A 23,551-nucleotide genomic window follows, 5' to 3' on the forward strand; every position below is an offset into this window, starting at 1 on the left:
CCGACCGACCGGCCGTCGACGTGGCCGTCGATCCCGCCCGGCACGGAGGTCCGTGTGGCACCAGACGCAGCAGCCCGTCCCGCCCTCGTCACCGTCGACGACGACGCCGCGGTGTCGCGCGCCGTCGCGCGCGACCTGCGCCGCCGCTACGGCGAGCAGTACCGCGTGGTACGGGCCGAGTCCGGGGCCGAGGCGCTCGACGTGTGCCGCGAGCTCAAGCTGCGCGGCGAGCAGGTCGCCGTGCTGCTCGCCGACCACCGCATGCCCGGCATGAGCGGCATCGAGTTCCTCGAGCAGGCGATGGACCTGTTCCCCGCCGCGCGGCGCGTGCTGCTCACCGCGTACGCCGACACCGACGCGGCGATCGACGCCGTCAACGTCGTCGACCTCGACCACTACCTGCTCAAGCCGTGGGACCCGCCCGAGGAGAAGCTCTACCCGGTGCTCGACGCGCAGCTCGACGCGTGGCGGGCGGCGGCGCCGTCGGCCGTGCACGGCCCCAAGGTCGTGGGGCACCGGTGGTCGGCGCGGTCGTCGCAGCTGCGCGAGTTCCTCGCCCGCAACCAGGTGCCGTACCGCTGGTTCGCGTCCGACTCGCCCGAGGGCGTCCGGCTGCTCGAGGCCGCGGGCGTCGACGACGCGCGGCTGCCGGTCGTCGTCACGTCCGACGGCGACGTGCTCGTCGAGCCGGACGACGCGACCGTCGCCGCGCGCGTCGGCCTCGAGGTCCAGCCCGCCGAGGACTTCTACGACCTCGTGGTCGTCGGCGGCGGGCCCGCCGGGCTGAGCGCCGCGCTGTACGGCGCGTCGGAAGGCCTGCGCACCGCGCTCGTCGAGCGCACCGCGACCGGCGGGCAGGCCGGGCAGAGCTCACGCATCGAGAACTACCTGGGCTTCCCCGACGGGGTCTCGGGCGCGCAGCTCACCGAGCGCGCGCGGCGCCAGGCGCAGCGGTTCGGCGCCGAGATCGTCATGACGCGCGACGTGTGCGGGCTCGACGTCAACGGGTCGGCCCGCGCGGTGCGGTTCGCCGACGGCAGCACGCTCGCGGCGCACTGCGTGATCCTCGCCAACGGCGTGTCCTACCGCGAGCTCACCGGCCCGGGCCTGGGCACGCTCACGGGCCGCGGCGTGTTCTACGGTTCGGCGCTCACCGAGGCGCCCGGCTGCCGCGACCAGGACGTGTACGTCGTCGGCGGCGCCAACTCGGCCGGGCAGGCCGCGATGTACCTCGCGCGCGACGCGCGGTCCGTGACCCTCGTGGTGCGCGCGGGCGACCTGCGCGCGTCGATGTCGCACTACCTCGTCGAGCAGGTCGAGGCGCACCCCCGCATCCGGGTGCGCACCGGCACCGAGGTCGTCGAGGCGATCGGCGACGAGCACCTCGAGCAGGTCGTGCTGCGCGACGCCGCGACGGGCGACAAGCAGACCGTCGACACCGGCTACCTGTTCGTGTTCATCGGCGCGGCGCCCCTCACCGCGTGGCTCGACGGCACGCTCGACCGCGACCCGCGCGGGTTCGTCCGCTCGGGCCCCGACCTCCTCGTCGACGGGCGCCCCCCGGCCGGCTGGCCGCTGGACCGCCCGCCCTACCACCTCGAGACCAGCGTCCCGGGGGTGTTCGCGGCCGGCGACGTGCGCGCCGAGTCCGCCAAGCGCGTCGCGTCCGCCGTGGGCGAGGGCGCGATGGCCGTCATGCTCGTCCACCGGTACCTGGAGCAGCTGTGAGCGCACCCGCCGACGACCTGCGCGCGTCCCCGCCCGACGGCGCGCTGCCCTGCGACGTCGAGGAGCTGCGGACCCTCTTCCTGTTCGAGGCGCTCGACGACGACCAGCTGCGCTGGCTGTGCCGGCACGGGCACGTCGAGCACCGCGAGCCCGGACCGCTGTACGCCGAGGGCGAGCCCGCGCGCTGGTTCTACGTGCTGCTTGAGGGGACGGTCGCGATGTCGCGGCGCGTCGGCACCGACGACGTCGAGGTGTCCCGCACGTCGCAGCGCGGCGTGTACGGCGGTGCGACCGCCGCCTACCTGGGCGACCGGACGCCGCAGCGCTACTCGCAGACCATGCGGGTGCTCGCGCCGTCGCGGTTCTACGCGCTGCCCGCCCCGGACTTCGCCCAGCTCATGACGTCGTGGTTCCCGATGGCCGTGCACCTGCTGGAGGGGCTGTTCGTCGGGCAGCGGACCACGCAGCAGGCGGTGGGGCAGCGCGAGCGGCTGCTCGCGCTCGGTGCGTTGTCGGCGGGCCTCACGCACGAGCTCAACAACCCCGCGGCGGCCGCGAACCGCGCGACCGCGGCGCTGCGCGAGCGCGTCGCGGGCATGCGGCACAAGCTCGCGATGATCGCCGACGGGCCCTACGACGCGACGACGCTCGGCACGCTCGTCGACCTGCAGGAGCAGGCCGTCGAGGCGCTCGCGAAGTCCCGCGCGCCCGGGGCCCCGCCGCCGCCGACGGCGCTGCAGCGCACCGACGCCGAGGACGCGGTCGCCGACTGGCTCGACGCGCACGGCATCGCCGGCGGGTGGGACCTCGCGCCGACGTTCGTCACCGCGCGGCTCGACCCGCCGTGGCTCGACCGCGTCGCCGACGCCGTCGCGCCGGGCATCCTCGAGGGCGCCGTGCGGTGGCTGTCCTACGCGCTCGAGACCGAGCAGCTCATGAACGACGTCGAGGACGCCACCTCACGCATCTCCTCGCTGGTCGGCGCCGCCAAGCAGTACTCGCAGATCGGCCGGGCGCCCGACCAGACGCTCGACGTGCACGAGCTGCTCGACTCGACGCTCACGATGCTCGAGCGGCGGCTCGACGGCGTCGACGTCGTGCGCGACTACGACCGCACGCTCCCGCCCGTGCACGTCTACGGCGCCGAGCTCAACCAGGTGTGGACCAACCTCATCGACAACGCCGCGCAGGCCATGGACGGCCACGGCACCCTGACGCTCACGACGCGCCGCGTCGACGACTGGCTCGAGGTCGAGATCGCCGACACCGGCCCGGGCATCCCGCCCGAGATCGCCGACCGCGTGTTCGAGCCGTTCTTCACGACCAAGCCCGTCGGGTCCGGCACCGGCCTGGGCCTCGACATCGCGTGGCGCATCGTCGTGACCAAGCACCACGGCGACCTGTCGGTGCGCTCGACACCGGGCGACACACGGTTCGTCGTGCGCCTGCCCTACGCCCCGGCCGACGCGCCGGGTGACGACGCGGCCGTGCCCGGCCCCGACCCGGAGGTGACCGCATGAGCGAGACCGCCATCGACCCGACCGTGCCGCCCAGCGGGCCCGGCTGCGTCGACTGCGACGCGTCCGGCGGCTGGTGGTTCCACCTGCGCCGGTGCGCCGCGTGCGGCCACGTCGGCTGCTGCGACTCGTCGCCCGCGCAGCACGCGACCGCCCACTGGCGCGACACCGGGCACCCGCTGGTGCGCAGCTACGAGCCCGGCGAGGACTGGTGGTGGGACTACTCGGCCGACGCGTACGGCCGGGGCCCCGACCTGGCCCCGCCGCAGGCGCACCCCGCCGACCAGCCGGCCCCGGCCCGGCGGACCGCGTCCCCCCGGACTGGCGGTCCCGCCTGCACGCCTGACCCCGCCGCCGCGCCGACCACTGGTCACTTCGGCGCCGATCCAGGGTCCAAGCTGCACCCGTTCAGACCACTGGTCGCCGGGCGGGCTGCCGTTGTGACCAGTGGTCAGTTCGGTGCTGGTTCTGGGCGTGCGCCGCTGTCGTTCTGACCAGTGGTCGCCGGGCGGGCTGCCGTTGTGACCAGTGGTCGCCGGGTGGGGTGCCGTTGTGACCAGTGGGCGGCGTGGGCGGGTCGGTCGGGCCTAGCCTCGGGGGATGAGCACGTTCGCGACCGCCGGCCGGATCGTCGTGGGGGCGGGGACCTCTGCGCAGGTGGGTGGGCTCGTCGACGAGCTCGGCGGTGCGGCGGGCGAGCTCGCCGGTGCGGCGGGCGGGGTCGGCGGCGGGTCGCGGCGCCCCCGCCTGCTCGTCGTCGCGGGCGGCTCGGCCGACGTCGACGCGCTCACCGCCGGGCGTGACGCGCACGTGTGGCGGCACCGCGGCGAGCCCGACGTCGAGGCGGTGCGCGCGGCGGTCGCGCACGCGCGCGAGGTCCGGCCGGACGTCGTCGTCGGCTGGGGCGGCGGGTCGGTGCTCGACCTCGCCAAGTGCGTGGCCGTGCTCGTGCCGGGCGACTCCGACGTGCTGGACCACCTGGAGGTCGTCGGCCGCGGGCTGCCGCTGCCGGACGGTGCGCTGCCCGTCGTCGCGGTGCCGACGACGGCCGGGACGGGTGCCGAGGTCACGGCCAACGCACCGGTGCGCGTGCCCGAGCGCGGCGTCAAGGCGAGCCTGCGGGGCCGCGCGATGCTGCCCGCCGTCGCGGTGGTCGACCCGGAGCTGACGTTCGGCTGCCCGCCCGCGCTGACGGCGTCGTCGGGTGCGGACGCGCTCACGCAGTGCCTCGAGGCGTATACGACCCCGCAGGCCACGCCCCTGACCGACCCGCTCGCGCGCGACGGGCTCGTGCGTGCCGGGCGCAGCCTGGTCCGCGCCGTCCACCACGGCGACGACGCCGGCGCGCGCACCGACCTGGCGATCGCGGCCCTGCTCTCGGGCATGGCCCTCGCCAACGCGAAGCTGGGTGCCGTGCACGGGCTCGCCGCCGCGCTCGGCGGGCGCCTCGGCGCGCCGCACGGGCAGGTGTGCGCCGCGGTGCTGGCCGCGACGACGGCCGCCAACGTCGCGGCGCTGCGCCGGCTCGGCGACGCGGGTGCGGCCGGGCTCGCGCGGTACGACGACGCCGCCGCCGCGCTGACCGGGCGCCCCGCCGCGCGCGCGGCCGACGCGGTCGCGTGGCTCGCCGAGACCGTGACGGCGCTCGACGTGCCCGGGCTCGGCGCGCTCGGGCTGGCCGAGGAGGACGTGGCGGCCGTCGTCGCGGACGCGCTCGCGGCGTCCAGCACGCGCGGCAACCCCGTGACGCTCACCGTGGAGGAGATGACGGACGTCGTCACGGCGTCCTGGTGACGGTGCGACCTCGGGCCGCCGTCCGCCGCGAATCATGAGGCGACGCCGCGCACGCACCGCGAGGATGGGGGCATGAGCACCCTCGACCGACTGACCGCCGACCTCACGACCGCCCTCAAGGCCCGCGACGCGCTGCGCACCAGCACGCTGCGCCAGCTCATCGGCGCCGTGCGCCACGAGGCGAAGGCCGGGCCCGTCGAGCGCGAGCTCACCGAGGACGACGTGCTCGCGGTCCTGGCGCGCGAGGCCAAGAAGCGCCGCGAGTCCGCGCAGATCTACGCCGACGCGGGCGCAGCCGACCGTGCCGCGACCGAGACCGCCGAGGCCGACGTCGTCGACGAGTACCTGCCGACCCGGCTCACGCAGGACGAGCTCGTGGCCCTCGTGGACGCCGTCGTCGCCGACACGAGGGCGTCGAGCATGAAGGACATGGGCGCCGTCATGAAGGAGGCGACGGCCCGCGCGCAGGGCCGTGCCGACGGCAAGGCCCTCAGCGCGCTCGTGCGCGCCCGCCTCGCCGGCTGACGCCCCGCCGGGCCGGAGCCCCGGCCGGCTGCCCCGGCTGACGCCGCGTGCGGTGCGACCCCCTCGGGGCCGCACCGCACGGGGCGCTCCCGCGCCCGGTCAGCGCTGCGACGCGGACGCGTCGGCCGGCGTCCCCTCCGCGCCGGTCCCGTCGGGGGCGGGCCGTGCGGCGCCGTCGGACGCGTCGGCCGCGGCCATCGCGCGCCGGCCCGACGGCAGCGCGACGCTGACGACGACCACCACGAGCAGCGCGACGCCCGCGGCGACCAGGAGCGACTCGACGGAGTGCCGGTCCGCGAGCGGCCCGAACACCGCCATGCCCAGCGGCATCGCGACGGCCATGACGACGCCGACGAACCCGAACACGCGGCCCTGCCGCTCGGGCTCGACCGTCTCCTGCAGCACGGTCATCGTGGGCGTCGAGAAGAACGGCACGCCCAGGCCGATGAGGAACATGAAGCCGAAGAACACCCACATGTTCGTCGACAGGCCGAGGCCCACGTTGAGGACGGCGAACAGCAGGGTCGTCAGCACGACCATGTGCACGCGGTTGCGCAGACCGCCCCACCACGCGACCGCGACGCCGCCGAGCGTCATGCCGACGCTGAACGCCAGCTCGTTGGCGGTGAGCTTCCAGACCTCGTCGCCGAACGACCGCACGACCATGAGCGGCGTGAGGAACGACGGCGCGACGATCAGCACGAACACGACGCCCCACAGCAGCAGCACCCACCGCACGAACGCGTGCGTGACGACGTACCGGACCCCGCCCACGAGGTCGGCGACGTAGCCGCGGACCCCGGCCTCCTGGTCGGTGCGCACCAGACGCGGCACCGGCACGAGCAGCAGCAGCCCGATGCCGACGAGCGCGGTGACGACGTCGACGAAGAAGATCGCCTCGATCGACGCCCACGCGTACAGACCGGCCGCGACCGCGGGCGCGAGCAGCATCATGGCCGACTGGATGGTGCCGTTGACCCCGTTGACGCGCATGAGCTTGTCGGTCGGCACGATCTGCGGCAGCAGCGAGCTGACGGCCGGGGTCTGGATCCCGGCGCCGGCGGAGCGGATCGCGGCGGCGACGTACAGCAGCCACAGCTGGTCGTAGCCGGACAGCATGAGCACGGCGAGCGCGAGCGTGGTCGCGGCGATCGTCGCGTCCGCGCCGATGATGAGCCGGCGCCGGTCGAGCCGGTCGGCCCACACGCCGCCGAACACCGACACGACGGCCTGCGGCAGGAACCCGACGGCGGCGTACACCGCCATGACGGTGCCCGAGCGCGTCTGCAGCGTGAGGTGCCACATGATCGCGTACTGCACGAGCATCGAGCCGAACAGCGAGAACGTCTGGCCGGTGAGGAAGACCGTGACGTCGCGGCGCCAGCGCGGGCGGGCCGCGGCCGTGAGGGGGCGTCGGTGAGCGGCGCGTCCGGTGCGACGGCCGGGGCGTCGGCGTCGGCGTCGGTCCCGGCGCCGGTGCGGGTGGGCGGTCGGTCGTCGGGCGGCGGTGCGGTCGCGGGCGTGGTCATGGGGCGTCCTCGGTCGTGGCGGTGCGGGCGCGGCTGCGTCAGGCGTGCCGGTCGTGGGGGCGGGAGGTGGTGCGCGGCGGTGCCGGTGGGTGTGCAGTGACGGACCTGCGGCGGCGCCGGGACTCACCGGGCCGTGCCACCGCGTCCGCGGCGCTTCCGTGGTGCGCCCGTGGCGGGCCGCGCCGCCGCGGGGTCGTCATCCTGACCCACCCGGGCCCGCGCTGTCAGCGCCTTTCGCCGCGTCGGTGTCGGTGGTCCGCGCGACCATCGTGCGCAGGGCCGCGGGCCCGACGAGTTCGGGGTGCGGCACCGGTCGGTACGCACGTCACGACGACCACGGGGAGAGCGATGACGGCGACCATCACCGCGCGGGGCCTGGTGAAGCGGTACGGCCAGGTCGAGGCGCTGCGCGGCCTGGACCTGGACGTGCCGCAGGGCACCGTGCTGGGCCTGCTGGGGCCCAACGGTGCGGGCAAGACGACGGCGGTGCGGATCCTCACCACGCTGCTGCGCCCCGACGCGGGGACCGCGACGGTCGCGGGCGCGGACGTGCTGCGCGACCCCGAGGAGGCGCGCCGCCGCATCGGGCTGTCGGGGCAGTACGCGGCGGTCGACGAGAACCTCACGGGTGCCGAGAACCTCGAGATGATCGGGCGCCTCTACGGCTTCCCGCGGCGCCGTGCGCGCGACCGTGCGCACGCGCTGCTCGGGCGGTTCGACCTGGCGGACGCCGGCGGACGCCCGGCCAAGACGTACTCGGGAGGCATGCGCCGCCGCCTCGACCTCGCGTGCGCGCTCGTCGCCGAGCCGCCCGTCGTGGTGCTCGACGAGCCGACCACGGGCCTGGACCCGCGCAGCCGCCTGCAGATGTGGGACGTCATCGCCGACCTCGTGCGCCAGGGCACGACGCTGCTGCTCACGACGCAGTACCTCGAGGAGGCCGACCGGCTCGCGGACGACATCGTCGTCATCGACCACGGCCGTGCGATCGCCCGCGGCACGGCCGACCAGCTCAAGGCCCAGGTCGGCGGCCAGCGCGTCGAGGTGCTGCTCGCCGACGCCGCCGACTCCGGTGCGGCCCGCGCCGCGCTCGCGGCCGTCGCGGCCGCGGACGACGACGTGCACGCCGACGGCGACGGTCGCGCGCTGTCGGTCGCGGTGGCCGACGGCACGCGCGTGCTGCGCGCCGTGCTCGACCGGCTCGACGCCGACGGCGTGGCCGTCCTCGAGGCGGGGCTGCGGCGCCCGACGCTCGACGACGTGTTCCTCACCCTCACGGGCCGCACGGCCGACGACGTCCAGGAGGAGACGCGATGAGCTCGCTCGCCCGCACGGTGACCGACACGCACGTCGTCGCCAAGCGCAACCTCATCAAGATCCTGCGCGTGCCCGAGATCCTCGTGGCGGTGCTGATCTCGCCCATCATGTTCGTGCTGCTGTTCGCGTACGTGTTCGGCGGTGCGATCGACCCCGGTGACGGCGTGAACTACCGCGAGTTCCTCATTCCCGGGATCTTCGCGCAGACCGTCGTCTTCGGGGCGACGTTCACGGGTGCGGGCATCGCGGAGGACATGCAGAAGGGCATCATCGACCGGTTCCGCTCGCTGCCGATGTCGCAGTCGGCCGTGCTCGCGGGGCGCACGCTGTCCGACGTCGTCTACAACGTGCTGTCGCTCGCGATCATGGCGCTCACGGGCCTGCTCGTCGGGTGGCGCGTGCGGGGGTCGTTCGTCGACGCGGTCGCCGCGTTCGCGCTGCTGCTCGTGTTCGCGTACGCGGTGAGCTGGATCATGGCGCTTGTCGGCGTCCTCGTGCCCAGCGTCGAGGTCATCAACAACGCGTCGTTCATCGTCATCATGCCGCTCACGTTCGTGTCGAACGCGTTCGTGCCGCTCGAGTCCTTCCCGGCCCCGCTGCAACGGGTCGTGGAGTGGAACCCGGTCTCGACGCTCACGCAGGCGTGCCGCGAGCTGTTCGGCAACACCAACCCGAACGCTGCCGTGCCCGACGCGTGGTCCATGCAGCACCCGGCGCTCTACACGCTGCTGTGCGTCGTGGTGATCCTCGTGGTGTTCGCGCCGCTCGCGATCGCGCGGTACCGCCGCACGTCGCGCTGACCGGCCACCCGCGTCAGCCCGGGGCGGGGGCCCGCCAGCCGAGCTGGCCCACGAGCCACGTGAGGGCGTCGGGGGTCATCGTCGTCACGGCAGCCCAGTCGTGCCCGGCGGGGTACTCACGCTCGGTCTCGGGCACGCCGACCTGGTCGAGCGCGGCCGCGATCCGCCGGCCGTCGTCGACGGGGTCGGCCGTGGGGACGCCCAGGAAGACGGGCAGCGGTGCGATGTACGTCGTGCGACCGATGACCTCGAGCGGCGAGTTCGCGGCGAGCGCGGACGCGTTCGCGTGCAGCTCGGGCGACTCCGGCTCGAGGTACGGCATGAGCGAGACGACCCCCGCGAACGTCGACTGGTGGCGCATCCCCACGAGCAGCGCACCCAGACCGCCCGCGCTCATGCCGGCGATCGCGCGGTCGGCGCGGTCCGGGGTCGTGCGCAGGTGCTGGTCGGCCCACGGCACGACGTCGTCGACCAGGAGCGTCTCGCGCAGCGGGCCGGGTGCGGGCAGGTCGACGGGCTCGTCCACGGGGCCCAGCGACAGGTCCGGCGACACGACGAGGACCGGTGGGATCGCCCCGGACGCGATGAGCTGGTCGAGCAGCGTGTCCAGGTGCCCGGCGGTGAACCAGTCGGAGCCCGTGCCCGGTGCGCCGTGCAGCGTGTACAGCACGGGGTAGTGCTCGTCGGGGTGCTGGGAGTACCCCGGCGGCGCGTACACCCAGGCCTCGGTCTGGGTGAACCCGCGCGCCGTCGCCGGCACCGTGACCGCCCACTCGGTGCCGGTGGTCGCGGTCGTGGGTCGTGGCGGGACGGCGGGCTGCCCGGTCGGCAGCACCGTGGGCGCGTCTGTCGTGGCGTCCTCGCCCGCCGTCAGCATGCTGCGCCAGTCGCTGAGGTACCCGGTCCCGACCCCCACGCCCAGCCCGGCCGTGACGGCCAGCAGGAGCACGCACGCGCACGCGCCGGTCGCCAGCAGCAGACCGGACGGGTGGTGGCGCCGGCGCCGGCGTCGCACCGCGAGGGCGAGCAGCACGGCGCACGCCACGGTGACGCACGCGGCGACGCCCACGACCGTCCAGCCCTGCCACGAACGGTCGAGGATCGCGACGTGCACAGCCACCTCCGTGTCTCGGGCGCTCGGGGACGCGCGCCGGGAGCACGGGTCAGCGTGCACCCGTGGGCTGGGAGCCACCTGGGCGCCGGCCGGGAGCCGGCGGTGACTCCGGGGCCTCGGCCGCGACGCTCGCGGGGCTCGTCGCGAGGACGACGCACGCCGCGATCGCGAGGACCAGCGCGGCGACCACGGGCACGGCCCACCCGGCGCGCACGGTGTCGCCCAGCACGGCGACGCCCACGGCGCCGGGCACGACGACCTCGGTGACCGACAGCACGGCGGCCATGGACCCGGCGGAGCCGCGCTCGAGCGCCCGCAGGTACGCGAGCACGCCGACCGCTCCGCACGCGACGATCGCGATCGCGAGGGGCTGCAGCACGGTGTCGAGCAGCCCGCCGGACGCGTGCGCGCCGCGCGCCGCGATCGCGGCCCCCGAGTACCCGAGCCCGCCGAGCGTCGCGAGCAGCAGCGCGCCCCCGCGCGCGTACGCGGCGACGGTCGCGGCGACCAGCACGCCCGAGGCCACGAGCATCCCGGTGGTGAAACCGGACGGCGGCGTCACGGCGGGCTGCTCGCCGGAGCCCGCCGCGAGCACGACGAGCGCACCGACCACGGCGACGATCGCGCCGACGTCCCGGCCGCGCGTCGGTGCACCCAGCACGGTGCGCGCGAGCAGCACCACCACGACGACCGACGACGCCAGCAGGGCCTGCACGACGAACAGCGGCAGCCGGTCGAGCGCGACGAGCGACAGCAGCCACGCCGCCCCGTCGATGACGAGGGCGCCGACCACGAGCGGCTGGCGAAGCGCCGTCAGACCCTGCGCGCGGCGCGTCGCGACGGCCTGCATGACCGTGCTGACGCCGTAGCCGACGGCCGCGACGGTCGCGGCGAGCAGTGCGAGCACCACGGGGTCCTCCTCCCGTCCGCCGCGTCAGCGCCGGCCGGACGGCCGGACGAAGGGGAACGCGAGCGTGTCGCGGATCGACCCGCCCACGAGCATCATGACGACCCGGTCGACGCCGATCCCGACGCCGCCCGTGGGGGGCATCGCGAACTCGAGCGCCGACAGGAACTCGTCGTCGACCTCCATCGCCTCGGGGTCGCCCGCGGCCGCGAGGATCGACTGCTCGGTGAGCCGGCGGCGCTGCTCGACCGGGTCGACGAGCTCGGAGTACGCGGTGCCGAGCTCGGCCCCGAACGCGACGAGGTCCCAGCGCTCCGCGAGCCGCGGGTCGTCACGGTGCCGCCGCGTCAGCGGCGACGTCTCCACCGGGAAGTCGGTGTAGAACGTCGGCTCGACGGTCTGCCCCTCGACGAACCGGTCGTACAGCTCCTCGACGAGGGCGCCGTGCGTCTCGTCGTCGTCGAACGCGACGTCGTGCGCGCGGCACAGCTCGCGCAGGTCGGCGAGCGGCAGGTCGGGCGTCACGGGCGTGCCGAGCGCGCGGGACACGGCGTCGTGCACGGTGAGCACGGGCCACTCGCCGTCGAGGCGGACGACCGTGCCGTCGGGCCGGTGCGCGACCGGTTCGCCGTGCACCGCGACCGCCGCCGCGACGACCAGCTCGCGCGTGAGGTGCCGCATCGTCGTGTAGTCGCCGTACGCCTGGTACGCCTCCATCGACGTGAACTCGGGGTTGTGGGTCGCGTCGACGCCCTCGTTGCGGAAGTTGCGGCCCAGCTCGAACACGCGCCCGACGCCGCCGACCATGAGCCGCTTGAGGAACAGCTCGGGGGCGATGCGCAGGTACAGGTCGAGGTCGTAGGCGTTGATGTGCGTCGTGAACGGCCGCGCGTTCGCGCCGCCGTGGATGCGCTGCAGGATCGGTGTCTCGACCTCGATGAACCCGCGCTCGACCAGCGAGGACCGGAGGGACCACACGGCGGCGGCGCGTGCCCGCAGCAGGTGCTCGGCGCGGTCGTTCATCGCGAGGTCCATGTGCCGCAGCCGCACGCGCGCCTCGGGGTCGGCGAGGCCGCGGTGCTTGTCGGGCGGGGGCGTCAGCGCCTTCGCGGCCATGCACCACGAGCGCGCCAGCAGGGTCGGCTCGCCCGACCGGCTGCGCACCGGGACGCCCGTGACGGACACCTGGTCGCCGAGGTCGACGGCCCGGCGCCACAGCGGCAGGTCGGCCGACCCGGAGGCGGTGAGCATGACCTGCAGCTCGGCCCCGCCCTCGCGCAGCACCGCGAACACGACGCCCCCGAGGTCGCGCAGCCGCACCACCCGGCCGACGACCGCGAGCTCGTCGGCACCCGCGGCGGGGCTCGTCGTGCCGGGCGGCACGGCGTCGAGCACGGCGCGCGCCGCGGCGACCGCGGCCGTGCGGGGCACGGTCACGGGGTACGGGTCCATGCCGGCGGCGTGCAGCACGTCGAGCTTCGCGTGGCGCGTGCGCTGCTGCTCGGTGAGGCGGCGCGGCGGCGCGGTCACCGCGAGGGCCTCGTCCTCCTGCGCGACGACCGCCGCGACGAACGCGGGGTCGTGCAGCTCGGGGGAGCGGTCGGAGCGGTCGTCGGCACCGGTGAGCCAGCGCGGGTTGCGCGGCAGGAAGCCCTCGGCCTGCCCGAGCGCGAACACGACGCGCGTGAGCTGCCCGGCCGCCTCGTAGCACATGAGGCGCGGCTCCCAGTCGGGCAGGTACTTCTCGTTCGAGCGGTAGAGCTGCTCGAGCTGCCAGAACCGCGACGCGAGCAGCAGCACGCGGCGGTTGAACCGCTGCACGGGCGTCGCGCCGACGCGCTCGCCGACCTCGAACGTCGAGCGGAACATGGCGAAGTTCATCGAGACCTTCTCGATCCCGAGGTCCCGCGACGCGGCGGCGAGCTCGGCGACCATGAGCTCGGTCACGCCGGCGACGGCGTCGGGCGAGCGGCGCATGACGTCGAGCGACAGCCCGCGACGGCCCCACGGGACGAACGACAGCAGGCCGCGCACCGCACCGTCCGCGTCGTGCGCGGTCACGACGACGATGCGCGGGTCGACCGGGTCGCCGAGCCGCTCGAGCGCCATCGAGAAGCCGCGCTCCTCGCCGTGCCGCCACCGGTCGGCGTCGCGCACGAGCTCGGCGAGCTCGTCGGCGGGGATCGCGGCCTGGCGGCGCACGCGGACCTCGTACCCGGCGGCCTTCCCGCGCTCGACCGCGCGCCGCACGGGCCGCAGGGCGGGGTTGGCGAGGTCGATGCGGCGGGTCACGACGACGGCCTCGTCGCCCATGGGCACGGGGTGCAGGCCCGCGTCGCGGTACGTGCGGGCGCCGGCCTCGGTGGTCGACGTGACCGCGGGGATCCAGCCGTGCTGCCGCGTGTGCAGGAGCCAGCGGTCCACGGCCGCCGGCCAGGACTCGCGGGCCCCGACGGGGTCGCCGGCGGCGAGGCTCACGCCGGACACCACGCGGTACGACACGGCGGCGCGACCGTCGGGGGAGAACACCGCCGAGCGGTCGTCGCGCGTCGCGAAGTAGCCGAGCGAGTCGTGCTCGGGGTCCTCCAGCAGCAGGCGCCGCACCGCGAGCGCGTCGGCCGCGCGCTCGCCCGCGGGGCTCGCCGACGAGCGCAGGAACACGGCGATGCCCAGCAGCAGGCCTGCCGCCGAGACGAGCCCGACGAGCGCGCCGACCCACGCGGGGCCGTGGCCGCTCGCGACGACGCTCGAGTGGATGCCGAGCACGTGCGACAGGCTCCAGCCGAGCCGGTCGCCCTGCGTGGTGAGCCCCGCGGGGTCGAACTGCAGCAGCGTGTAGGCGAGCGTGGCCGCGGCGAGGGCGGTGGTGCCGGTGACGAGCACGGCGCGCCACCACGCGCCGCGCCGCAGCCGGGCCGGGAACGCGCGCCGCGCCGAGACGAGGACCACGATGATCGGCAGCGAGAAGCAGAACGCGACGACGTCGCGCGTGGTGACCTCGAGCTCGGCGAGCGTCGCCGACCCGGTCGCGACGAGCACGAGCGTGAGCAGGCCGATGAGGGCGACGGGCAGCTGCCACACGACCACGACGAACCACACGGCGGCCCGCAGGCGGCGCAGCACGCCGGACGCGACGACGCCGACGAGGATCGCCGAGAACAGGCCGGGCTGCGCGGGGACGTTGGTCATCGACAGCACGTGGCCGACGGCGCGGACCTGGTGCGGCCAGAACGGCAGCAGCACGAGAGCGACGAGCAGCCAGATCGCGTACGCCTGGAGCACGCGGCCCGTGACGTGCGCGACGCCGCGCGCCCAGGGCGACGCGTGGGGCGTGCCGGCGGGGGCGGCGTCGCCCGCGTCCCGCGTCGGGCGCGCGTCGCCGCGCGGCACCGGCCGTCGCGGGTCGACGTCGGTGCCCGTCGACGGTGCCGGCTCGGTCGACGTGCGCGCCATGCGCGGTCCCCCGCAGGTTCGTCAGCCCGGGGCGCGGTCGCAGGGCTGCGCACGTCGGTCCCACCGGTGGGCGGCCCGCTGCGCGGACGGCCGTGAGGGCCAATCTGCCCCTCGGGGCGAACCTGTGCAACGAGACGTCCGCCCAGGTCGGACGTGCACGGCGCCCGCGGGCCCTGCGCGTGGGCCCTCGCCGTGCCCGCGGGTGCCCGGGACGTCCGGTCCGTGACGAGCGTCCGGTTCGCCGGCGGATCCGCCGGGCGCACGGCCTGGCCGTGGGACCACGGGGCAACTACCGTTGCGCAAGTGACTGAGAACCGTGCCAACGGCACCGCGCCGGTGACCGCCCCCCAGCACTCCGTCGAGGGCTTCGTGAAGGAGTTCCTGCGCGAGCTCCACTTCGGCCAAGGGGTGACGCTCGCACGCGCGAGCGACAACGACCAGTACCTGGCGCTCGCGCGCACGGTGCGCGAGTACCTCATGGCCCGGTGGCTCGAGACGCTGCGGCGGCAGTTCGACGCGCAGGCGAAGTCGGTCGCGTACCTGTCGGCCGAGTACCTGCTGGGGCGCCAGCTCGACAACGCGCTCATCGCGACCGACCTCACCGAGATCGTCGAGGAGGGGCTCGCGTCGCTCGGCATCGACCTCGCGACCCTGCGCGAGCAGGAGGTCGAGCCGGGTCTCGGCAACGGCGGCCTGGGGCGTCTCGCCGCGTGCTTCGTGGACTCGCTCGCGACGATGAGCGTGCCGTGCATCGGCTACGGCATCCGCTACGAGTACGGCATCTTCCGCCAGACGTTCGTCGACGGCTGGCAGGTCGAGCAGCCGGACACGTGGCTGTCGCTCGGCGCGCCGTGGGAGTTCCCGCACCCCGAGCACTCGGTGCCCGTGCACTTCGGCGGCCACACCGAGACGTACGACGACGGCGGCGTCGAGCGCACGCGCTGGGTGCCCGCGTGGGACGTGCTCGGCGTGCCCTACAACTACATGGTCCCCGGCTACCAGAACGGCCGCGTCAACACGCTGCGCCTGTGGAGCGCGCGCGCGACCAAGGCGTTCGACCTGCAGATCTTCAACTCCGGCGAGTACGTCGACGCGGTGCGCGCGCAGACGTTCGCCGAGAACATCTCGAAGGTCCTGTACCCCGAGGACTCGACGCCGCAGGGCAAGGAGCTGCGCCTGCAGCAGCAGTACTTCTTCGTCGCGTGCTCGATCCGCGACTTCGTCGAGAACGTGCTGCCCGAGGACTTCGACCTGCACGACCTGCCCGAGCGCATCATCTTCCAGCTGAACGACACGCACCCCGTGATCGCCGTCCCGGAGCTCATGCGCATCCTGGTCGACGAGAAGAAGTGGGACTGGGACGAGGCGTGGGCCGTGACGCAGAAGTGCTTCGCGTACACGTGCCACACGCTGCTGCCCGAGGCGCTCGAGGTGTGGCCGGTCGAGCTGCTGGGCCGGCTGCTGCCGCGGCACCTGGAGATCATCTACCGCATCAACGACGACTTCCTCGCGGAGGTCGCGCAGCGGTTCCCCGGTGACGAGCTGCGCCTGCGCCGCATGTCGATCATCGCCGAGCACCCCGAGCGGTCGGTGCGCATGGCGTACCTCGCGACCGTGGCGGGCGCGAAGGTCAACGGCGTCGCCGAGCTGCACAGCCAGCTGCTGCGCGACAAGGTGCTCCCGGACTTCTCGGAGTACTGGCCGGACAAGTTCACGAACGTCACCAACGGCGTCACGCCCCGGCGGTTCGTGCGCCTGGCGAACCCGGCGCTGTCGGAGCTCATCACCGACGCGGTCGGCCCCGGGTGGGTCACGGACCTCGAGCGGCTGCGCGAGATGGAGCCGCTGGCCGACGACGCCGAGTTCCGCGAGCGGTTCCGTGCGGTCAAGGCGCACAACAAGGACCGTCTGAACGCGCTGCTGCAGCGCCGCGACGGCATCACGCTGCCGGCCGACGCGATGCTCGACGTGATGGTCAAGCGCCTGCACGAGTACAAGCGGCAGACCCTCAAGGTGCTGCACATCGTGTCGCAGTACGAGCGCATCGTCAGCGGCGAGCTCGACCCCACGAGCATCCCGCGGCGCGTGTTCGCGTTCGGCGCCAAGGCGGCCCCGGGCTACAAGATGGCCAAGCAGATCATCGGGCTCATCAACCACGTGGGCGCGGTCGTCAACACCGACCCGCGCGTGCAGGGTGCGCTCACGGTCGTCTTCCCGCCCAACTACAACGTCACGCTCGCCGAGACGCTGATCCCCGCGGCCGACCTGTCGGAGCAGATCTCGCTCGCGGGCAAGGAGGCGTCGGGCACCGGCAACATGAAGTTCGCGCTGAACGGCGCCCTGACGATCGGCACCGACGACGGCGCGAACGTCGAGATCCGGCAGCTCGTCGGCGACGACCACTTCTTCCTGTTCGGGCTCCTCGAGCCGCAGGTCGAGCAGGTCGTGGCCGCCGGGTACGAGCCGTCCCGGTACTACGAGGAGAACCGCACGCTGCGTCGCGCGATCGACCTCATCGCGTCGGGTGCGTTCGCGAACGGCGACCGCAAGGTCTTCGAGCCGATCGTGTCGAACCTGCTGCACGAGGACCGGTTCCTGGTGCTCGCGGACTTCCAGTCGTACGTCGAGGCGCAGGAGCGGGTCGACGCCGCGTACCTCGACACCGAGGGGTGGACGCGGTCGGCGATCCTCAACGTCGCGCGGTCCGGGTTCTTCTCGTCCGACCGGTCGATGTGGGACTACATCGACCGCATCTGGCACGCGCAGCCGGTCGTCGCGCGCTGACGCGACTGCCCGGTCGCACGACGGTCCCGCACCCACCGGGTGCGGGACCGTCCGACGTCCGGGACCTTCCGTCACCACCCACCCGGCCCCCGGCCACCCCACCCCGCCGAACGCGGAGTTGTGCCGGTTCCGAGGGCGCAGGAGCGGCCGAAGCCCGCACTCGACGGCCGTGATGCGGCGGTGGTGTCAGGCGCGCAGCGCCGCGACCGACTCCTCGAGGCGTCGGGCCGTGCCCGAGAGCTCGTCGGCAGCGGTGCGGATCGTCGCGATCCCGTCGAGCGACCGCTCCTGCCGCTCCTCGACGCCGCCGATGCCGGACTCGATGCCGCGGCCCGCGCGCGCGGCCTCCGCGACGGCCTGCGCCATCTGCGCGGTGGTCGCGGTCTGCTCCTCGACGGCGCCCGCGATGGTCGTCTGGTAGTCGTCGATGCGGGACACGACGTCGCTGATCCGCGAGATCTCCTCGACCGCGCGGCCCACGGCCGACTGGATCTGCTCGACCTGGTCGCCGATCTGCCCGGTCGCGCGCGCGGTGGCCTGCGCGAGGTCCTTGACCTCGCCCGCGACGACCGCGAACCCCTTGCCGGCCTCGCCTGCGCGGGCCGCCTCGATGGTCGCGTTGAGCGCGAGCAGGTTCGTCTGCTCGGCGATGCCCGTGATGACCTTGACGACCGACCCGATCTGCGCGGACGACTCGCCGAGCTCGGCGACCGAGCGCTGCGTCTGCTCGGCGATCCGCACGGCGTCGGCGGCGATCGCGGCTGCGTCGGCCGTGGTGCGGGAGATCTCGCCGATCGACGCGTCCATCTGGTGGGCGCCCGCCGCGACGGACTCGACGCGGTCGGCGACCTCGCCGGCCCCGACGGACACGCCGCGCAGCTGGTCGGTGGACTCCTGCACCGCGACCGTCAGCTCCTGCGAGGACCCGACGAGCGTCGCGGCGGCCTCGGCGACCGCGCGCGCCGACGTCGTGACCTCGGTCGTCGCGGCCGTCGTGCGGTCGAGCGTGGCGTTGAGCGCGACCGCGAGCCGGTCCAGCTCGGTGCGCTCGCGGCCCGTGTCGAGGCGCGCGGACGAGTCGCCCGACGCCAGGGCGTCGGTGGCCTGCGCGAGCGGCCGCACGATCGAGCGCTGCACCGCGATGCCCGCGCCGGCGAGCACGAGCAGCACCGCGAGGGACACCCCGATCACGGGTACCGCGTCGGCGAGCGCCGCGGCCTGCACGTCGTCGACGTAGATGCCCGAGCCGACGACCCAGCCCCACGGCTCGTAGCCCGCGACGTAGGAGATCTTGGGCTGCGGGTCCTCGGCGCCGGGCTTGGGCCACTGGTAGGCCACCGTGCCGGCGCCGTCGGCCTCGACCACCTCGACCATGCGCACGAACAGCCGGAGCCCGTCCGGGTCCTCGTAGTCGCCGAGCGGCGTGCCGTCCATCTCGGGCTTGATCGGGTGCATGAGCATGGTCGGGGTCATGTCGTTGACCCAGAAGTACTCGTCGCCGCCGTAGCGCATGGTCCCGAGGGTTGCGAGCGCGCCGGCCTGCGCCTCCTCGACCGTGACCTCGCCCGCCTGCGCCCGTGCCGCCCACGCCTCGACGACCCCCAGGGCGGACTCCACGACGTGCTGCGTCGCGGTCGAGCGCTCGGCGAGGATGCGCCGCTCGACACCGCCCACCGCGACCGCGGTGAGGACGAGCAGGCCGATCGCGGTGAGGACCACGAGCGCGGCCATGCGGGTGCGGATCCGGAACTGGCTCATCGGGCGGCCTCCTGTGCGTCGGCGCCCCCTGCCGGCGTCCCGGGCGGTCGGACGACGACCCGGGTGCCTCTCCGTCGGCCGCGTGCGGCGGAACGTGAGCCGGACCACAGGGTGAAACGCCGTGCGCCCGGGGCCGCCGGTCCGGTCCGTGCACGCTCAGGGGGCGCCGACCGGCCCCGCCGTCGAGGTCGCGAACCGCACGTGGGCGACGTCCGCGCTGCTCGTGTACCGCGCGAGGCCCAGCCGCAGCGCCGTCACGCGGTACTCGGGCGTGCTCGTCGCCGTCCCGGCCGTGTACGGCTCGCCCGGTGGTGCGCCGGGCCGGTCCGGCTGCACGTTGAGCATGAGCGACACGACGCTCGGCAGCACCGTGACCAGCGACGACAGCGCTGTCACGAGCGTGCCCGACAGCGTCGCGAGCGTCGTCCCCAGGGTCGTGACCGGCACGACCAGCGCGGTGCGCAGCACGGGTGCGACGAGGCCCAGGAGCGCCGCGCCCGAGCCGTTCAGCGCCCCCGTGATCGAGCTCAGCGAGAGGCCGAGGACGCCGAGGACGGTGTTGACGAGCGTGCCCGTGAGCCCGGTCGCCGTCACGGTGACGGCCGCGGTCGGCGGCACCGCGGTGCCCGCGGCGGAGTCGAGGATCGCCCCGACGGGTGCGGTGAGCTGCACGCGGACCCCCGCGACGTTCACGGTGACCGGACCCGTGACGGGCACGGTCGCGCTCGCCGCGACCGTCGTGGTCAGGTCGACGGTGACGGTCGCGGACCGGACCGCCGTGAGGAGCGCCTGGACCACCTGCCCGGTCCACGTGTCGAGCAGCGCCCCGACCCGCGTCAGCAGAGGGTTGAGCACCGCGGCGCTCAGGACGACCTCCGTGTTGGGCGGTTGGCTGCTGAGCGCGCCCGGCGCGTAGCCGAGCAGCGCGTCGAGGTCGACGTCGACGACGCCGGACGACAGGTTCAGCGTCACGACGCCGTCGGTGAGCGGAGCCGTGAGCAGCGGTGCGACCGCCCCGGCGACGTCCGGCGTGGAGACCGTGACCGTGCCGGACAGCGGCGCGAGCGACAGCCCGGCGCCGAGCTGCCCCAGCAGCCCGGTGCGGATCGCCGCGGCGATCGGCCCCGACGTGCCCCCCAGCGTCCCGAGGTTGGTCTGCAGCGTGCCGACGGTCGCGTTCACGGCCTGCACGAGCTGACCGAGCACCGGGCTGCTGGTCCGCAGCCCGACGTCGGCCACCCCGTAGCTGCGCACGGCACCCGTGGCGGTGCCGTCGCCCCACAGCAGCGCTCGCAGGTCGGCGCACCCGTCGAGCTGCGCGCTCGAGGCGACGGCGCCCACGCGCAGCCGCGTGTCGGCGAGGTTCGTGATCGCCGGCAGCAGCGTGCCGAGCGACACGTACGCCGGCCCGGGCAGCTGGTCGGACGGGGTCGTCGGCGTGACCTGCACGCCGCCGCTGTCGTTCACCAGGCCCGCGGCGCCCGCGGCGGTGCCGTGCCCCGACACCTGGGCGTACTGGTTCAGCGCGCCCGCCGAGCCGGCCGGCAGCCCGACCCCCAGCCCCGTGAGGTCGAGGCCCACGACGTTGAGCGCGCTCGCCGTCAGCGGGTTGAGCCGCGTCGCGGTCGGTGCCGGCGAGCCGGGGTCGATCGCGGTCGGCGGCGTGACGGTCAGGGTGCCGTCGGCGGCGCGCACCAGGCGCACGCCCTGCAGCGCGGCGACCGGGTCGAGGTCCGTGCCGAGCAGGCTCCCGGACAGGAACCGGCCCGCCGAGGTCGCGGTGAACCCCTCGTCCTGGCCGCAGCGCAGCGACGACGTCGCGGTCAGGCCGTGGACCCACTCGTCCTCGCGCCACGCGGCGGTCGACGTCGACACGACGGCGGGGGCGGCCACGGCGGCGGCCGCGGCGGCGGCCACGAGGGCCCGGACGGCAGCACGCATGTCAGCCTCTCCTCGGGGTCGGCGGTGCGGGACGTCGGGCCGCACCCAGCAGCCCGGCGCCGAGCGCGAGCGCCGCGGCGGCGGCGAGCGCGAGCAGCACGGGGTCGGCGCCCGTGCGCGGCAGCCGGCCGGGCGGTGCGGCGACGACGGGCGGGGCGCCGGCACCCGGCGCACCGGGTGCGCCCGGCGGCGCGGACGGGGACGGCACCGGCACGTCGTCGATCGCGACGGCGCGCAGGCCGAGGCCGACCTCGTTCGTCAGGCCCATGAGGGTCTCGTCGGCGGACGCCGCGGCCGAGTCCTCGACGGCGAGCGACACCAGCAGGTGCTCGGGCGCACCCGCCACGAGGGGGTCGAGCGTGAAGCGCGGACCGGTGCCCGGGCCCCCGGTGCTCGTGCCCGCGTGGGTCGCGACGGCGCGTTCACCCGCGCCGCACGTCGGGGCGCCCGGACCGTCCTGCCACGGGTCGGTGCAGCTGCGGACGTCGAGCCGGAGCCCGCGCGGGTGCTCGGTCAGCGCGCCCGCGCTGTGCAGCTCGACCTCGAGCTCGGCGCGCACCGCGTCCTCGAGGCGCGCGTCGACCCGCCAGTGCGCCGGCTCGCCCGGCGTGAGCACGAACTGCGCCGGGTACGGCGCGGAGGAGAGCACCAGCCGGCCCGTCGTGCCCGTCTCCGGCACGTCCTGCATGGCCGTCGCGGCCGATCCCGCCCCCAGCACGAGACCGACCACCACGGCCGTCGTCCCCGTCAGCGCGAAGCCCCGTCGCATCGTCGCCCCCTCCGGTCGTCGGTCGGCCCTGGGCCGTCGTCCGTCACACGGTCCGGCGGGCCGCGGACGCCCTCTCACCCGCGGCCCGCCGGTCGCCGCCGCGTGGCCGCTCGGGCCACAGGGCCCACGCCACGAGCGCGGCGACGAGCAGCACCCCGGCGCTGGCCACCGCCGGCTGCCGGACCGTCTCGAGCACGCGCCCGGCACCCGGCAGCGACGCGACGACGCGACCCGCCGTCGCGACCCGGTACGGGTCGCGGTCCGTCGTCCGGTTCGCGTCGCCCTGCAGCGTCAGGAGCCGCTCCTGCGGCTGCCCCGGCACGTCGTCGATCGCGACGACGCGGTGGGTGACCCGTGCCCCGTCGCCGCGCGGCACGGTCACCACGTCGCCGACCCGCAGGTCGGCCGCCGGGGTCGTGCGGACCACCGCTGCCGTGCCGGCCGGCATGCCCGGTGACATCGACCCGGTGACCAGCACGACGAGCGAGGCCGACAGCGCCCACGAGGCCACCAGCCACGCGGCCACCAGCACGCCCGGCGCCCCGACGGCCGCGAGCGCGACGTCGCGCAGCGACCACCCGGTCCGGGCGTGCCCCGGCGCCCGGTGCAGGGCCCCGTCCTGCCGGTGGGCCGCGGCGGTGCGGTGGTTCCGAGCCCGCACCGCCACGGCTGCGCCGCCGACCTCGCCCGTGGTCACGCCGACTCGCCCGCGAACGCCCAGGCGGGCGCGATCGAGCGGCCCATGTAGTCGTCGGCCGTCGTGCCCGGTGCCAGCGGCAGCGGGTCGGGCAGCGTGAGCTCGAAGCAGTAGTACTGCACCGAGCCGGCGGCCGCCGCGAGCGTCTGCGTCGCCGAGCCGCCTGTCGTGCCGAGGTCGCCGTCGGCGATGAGCGTCGGTGCGCCCGGTGCGCCCGAGAACGCGGTCGCGTCGCACGTGAACGCCGCGTCGTCGGTGACGACCCGCACGTCGATCGCGTCGAACAGCAGCCCCCCGGGGTCCGTCGCGGTGATGCCCGACGCCGTCACCGCGGCCTGCAGGTCGACGTCGCCCGCGATGGACGTCGGCGACGTGCGCAGCGCGACGGGTGCGTACGTCGTGTCGCCCGGCGTGAACGCGGACGCCGCGGCCGAGAACACCATCTCGCCACCGGGGTTGTCCTCCTCGTCGGTCCACGCGGCCGCGTCGACCGCCGCCGTCGTGTTCTGCTGCACCTCGAACGTCGACGTCGAGACGCCGGGGCCGCCGGCGCCGTCGCCGCCGAACACCCACTCCACGTCGGTCCACGCCGCGAGCGTCGCGACCCCGCCCACACCCAGGACGGTCCCGGCCGCCGTGAGCGCGAACGCCTTGCGACGCCGCTGAGCGCGCTTGTCCTCGTCGATGACCCTGGTCGTCGTGCCGTGCTTCACCATGTCCCCACCCCACCGCTCGTCGGTCCGTCGGAGCCGTGGGCGGTGCTCCGTCCACGACGTCCTGGACGCTAGGTCGACAGGGGCGGACGAATCGGACGCACCGTGACGGTTCCGTACCGGGCGGGCATGCGGACCCGTATCTGCAGGTCCGGTCTGGGTGAAGGAACCCAGTAGCGGTCGGTGGTGACGCCCGCGACTACGT

The 23,551-nt window shown here is 75.1% G+C and carries 16 protein-coding genes and 1 pseudogene; 8 read left to right on the top strand and 9 right to left on the bottom strand.

Annotated features, from left to right (window positions below; genetic code table 11):
- Positions 1-54 precede the first annotated feature (54 nt).
- From GY42_RS15305 to GY42_RS15325, 5 genes and pseudogenes are all read left to right on the top strand, one after another.
- Positions 55-1,728, top strand: a complete 1,674-nt coding sequence (locus GY42_RS15305; RefSeq protein ID WP_046531087.1) for an FAD-dependent oxidoreductase — start codon at positions 55-57, stop codon at positions 1,726-1,728.
- Positions 1,725-3,248, top strand: a complete 1,524-nt coding sequence (locus GY42_RS15310; protein WP_236686815.1) for an ATP-binding protein — start codon at positions 1,725-1,727, stop codon at positions 3,246-3,248. Before GY42_RS15305 ends, GY42_RS15310 begins: the two co-directional genes overlap by 4 nt.
- A pseudogene (locus GY42_RS15315) lies at positions 3,245-3,591 on the top strand (UBP-type zinc finger domain-containing protein). Before GY42_RS15310 ends, GY42_RS15315 begins: the two are co-directional and overlap by 4 nt.
- Positions 3,592-3,845: 254 nt before the next feature.
- Positions 3,846-5,039, top strand: coding sequence for an iron-containing alcohol dehydrogenase (locus GY42_RS15320; RefSeq protein WP_046529978.1), 1,194 nt, complete (start codon positions 3,846-3,848; stop codon positions 5,037-5,039).
- 72 nt (positions 5,040-5,111) lie between these two features.
- On the top strand, positions 5,112-5,564 hold the full coding sequence (locus tag GY42_RS15325; RefSeq protein ID WP_046529979.1) for a GatB/YqeY domain-containing protein: 453 nt from the start codon (positions 5,112-5,114) through the stop codon (positions 5,562-5,564).
- 99 nt (positions 5,565-5,663) lie between these two features.
- Here the strand turns inward: GY42_RS15325 and GY42_RS15330 are convergent, their stop codons facing one another.
- A complete protein-coding gene (locus GY42_RS15330; RefSeq protein ID WP_236686816.1) occupies positions 5,664-6,890 on the bottom strand; it encodes an MFS transporter in 1,227 nt (408 codons plus the stop codon).
- Between the two features lie 551 nt (positions 6,891-7,441).
- Between GY42_RS15330 and GY42_RS15335 the strand changes: the two genes are divergently transcribed.
- Complete coding sequence (locus GY42_RS15335) at positions 7,442-8,410, top strand: ATP-binding cassette domain-containing protein (RefSeq protein ID WP_046529980.1); 969 nt, start codon at positions 7,442-7,444, stop codon at positions 8,408-8,410.
- Positions 8,407-9,210: an ABC transporter permease gene (locus GY42_RS15340; RefSeq protein WP_046529981.1), complete on the top strand. Its 804-nt coding sequence runs from the start codon at positions 8,407-8,409 to the stop codon at positions 9,208-9,210. The genes GY42_RS15335 and GY42_RS15340 overlap by 4 nt, the downstream gene beginning before the upstream one ends.
- A 13-nt stretch (positions 9,211-9,223) precedes the next feature.
- Here GY42_RS15340 and GY42_RS18390 read toward each other — a convergent pair whose 3' ends face one another.
- From GY42_RS18390 to lysX, 3 genes are read right to left on the bottom strand one after another with little or no spacing between them, the layout of a single operon-like run.
- Positions 9,224-10,324 (bottom strand): alpha/beta hydrolase, encoded by a 1,101-nt coding sequence (locus GY42_RS18390; protein WP_052748433.1) that lies wholly within the window; start codon positions 10,322-10,324, stop codon positions 9,224-9,226.
- A 49-nt stretch (positions 10,325-10,373) separates the two neighbouring features.
- Positions 10,374-11,234 carry a hypothetical protein gene (locus GY42_RS15350; protein WP_052748434.1) on the bottom strand — a complete coding sequence of 287 codons (861 nt, stop codon included), beginning with the start codon at positions 11,232-11,234 and terminating at the stop codon, positions 10,374-10,376.
- 24 nt (positions 11,235-11,258) lie between these two features.
- Positions 11,259-14,684: a bifunctional lysylphosphatidylglycerol synthetase/lysine--tRNA ligase LysX gene (gene lysX, locus GY42_RS15355; RefSeq protein ID WP_082131591.1), complete on the bottom strand. Its 3,426-nt coding sequence runs from the start codon at positions 14,682-14,684 to the stop codon at positions 11,259-11,261.
- Positions 14,685-14,987: 303 nt separating this feature from the next.
- Between lysX and GY42_RS15360 the strand changes: the two genes are divergently transcribed.
- On the top strand, positions 14,988-17,468 hold the full coding sequence (locus GY42_RS15360) for a glycogen/starch/alpha-glucan phosphorylase (RefSeq protein ID WP_046529982.1): 2,481 nt from the start codon (positions 14,988-14,990) through the stop codon (positions 17,466-17,468).
- Between the two features lie 186 nt (positions 17,469-17,654).
- On the opposite strand, the gene GY42_RS15365 is transcribed toward GY42_RS15360, so the two are convergent.
- From GY42_RS15365 to GY42_RS15385, 5 genes are all read right to left on the bottom strand, one after another.
- The gene (locus GY42_RS15365) at positions 17,655-19,226 is read right to left on the bottom strand and encodes a methyl-accepting chemotaxis protein (protein ID WP_046529983.1); all 1,572 of its coding nucleotides are present in this window, start codon (positions 19,224-19,226) and stop codon (positions 17,655-17,657) included.
- Between the two features lie 156 nt (positions 19,227-19,382).
- The gene (locus GY42_RS15370; RefSeq protein WP_046529984.1) at positions 19,383-21,167 is read right to left on the bottom strand and encodes a choice-of-anchor G family protein; all 1,785 of its coding nucleotides are present in this window, start codon (positions 21,165-21,167) and stop codon (positions 19,383-19,385) included.
- A gap of 1 nt (position 21,168) precedes the next feature.
- On the bottom strand, positions 21,169-21,936 hold the full coding sequence (locus GY42_RS15375; protein WP_046529985.1) for a hypothetical protein: 768 nt from the start codon (positions 21,934-21,936) through the stop codon (positions 21,169-21,171).
- A 43-nt stretch (positions 21,937-21,979) separates the two neighbouring features.
- Positions 21,980-22,633 carry a S26 family signal peptidase gene (locus GY42_RS15380; protein WP_052748435.1) on the bottom strand — a complete coding sequence of 218 codons (654 nt, stop codon included), beginning with the start codon at positions 22,631-22,633 and terminating at the stop codon, positions 21,980-21,982.
- Positions 22,630-23,349, bottom strand: coding sequence for a SipW-dependent-type signal peptide-containing protein (locus tag GY42_RS15385; protein WP_046529986.1), 720 nt, complete (start codon positions 23,347-23,349; stop codon positions 22,630-22,632). Before GY42_RS15385 ends, GY42_RS15380 begins: the two co-directional genes overlap by 4 nt.
- Positions 23,350-23,551: the final 202 nt, after the last annotated feature.

The organism is Cellulomonas sp. FA1 (assembly GCF_000986825.1).
GTDB lineage: Bacteria > Actinomycetota > Actinomycetes > Actinomycetales > Cellulomonadaceae > Cellulomonas > Cellulomonas iranensis.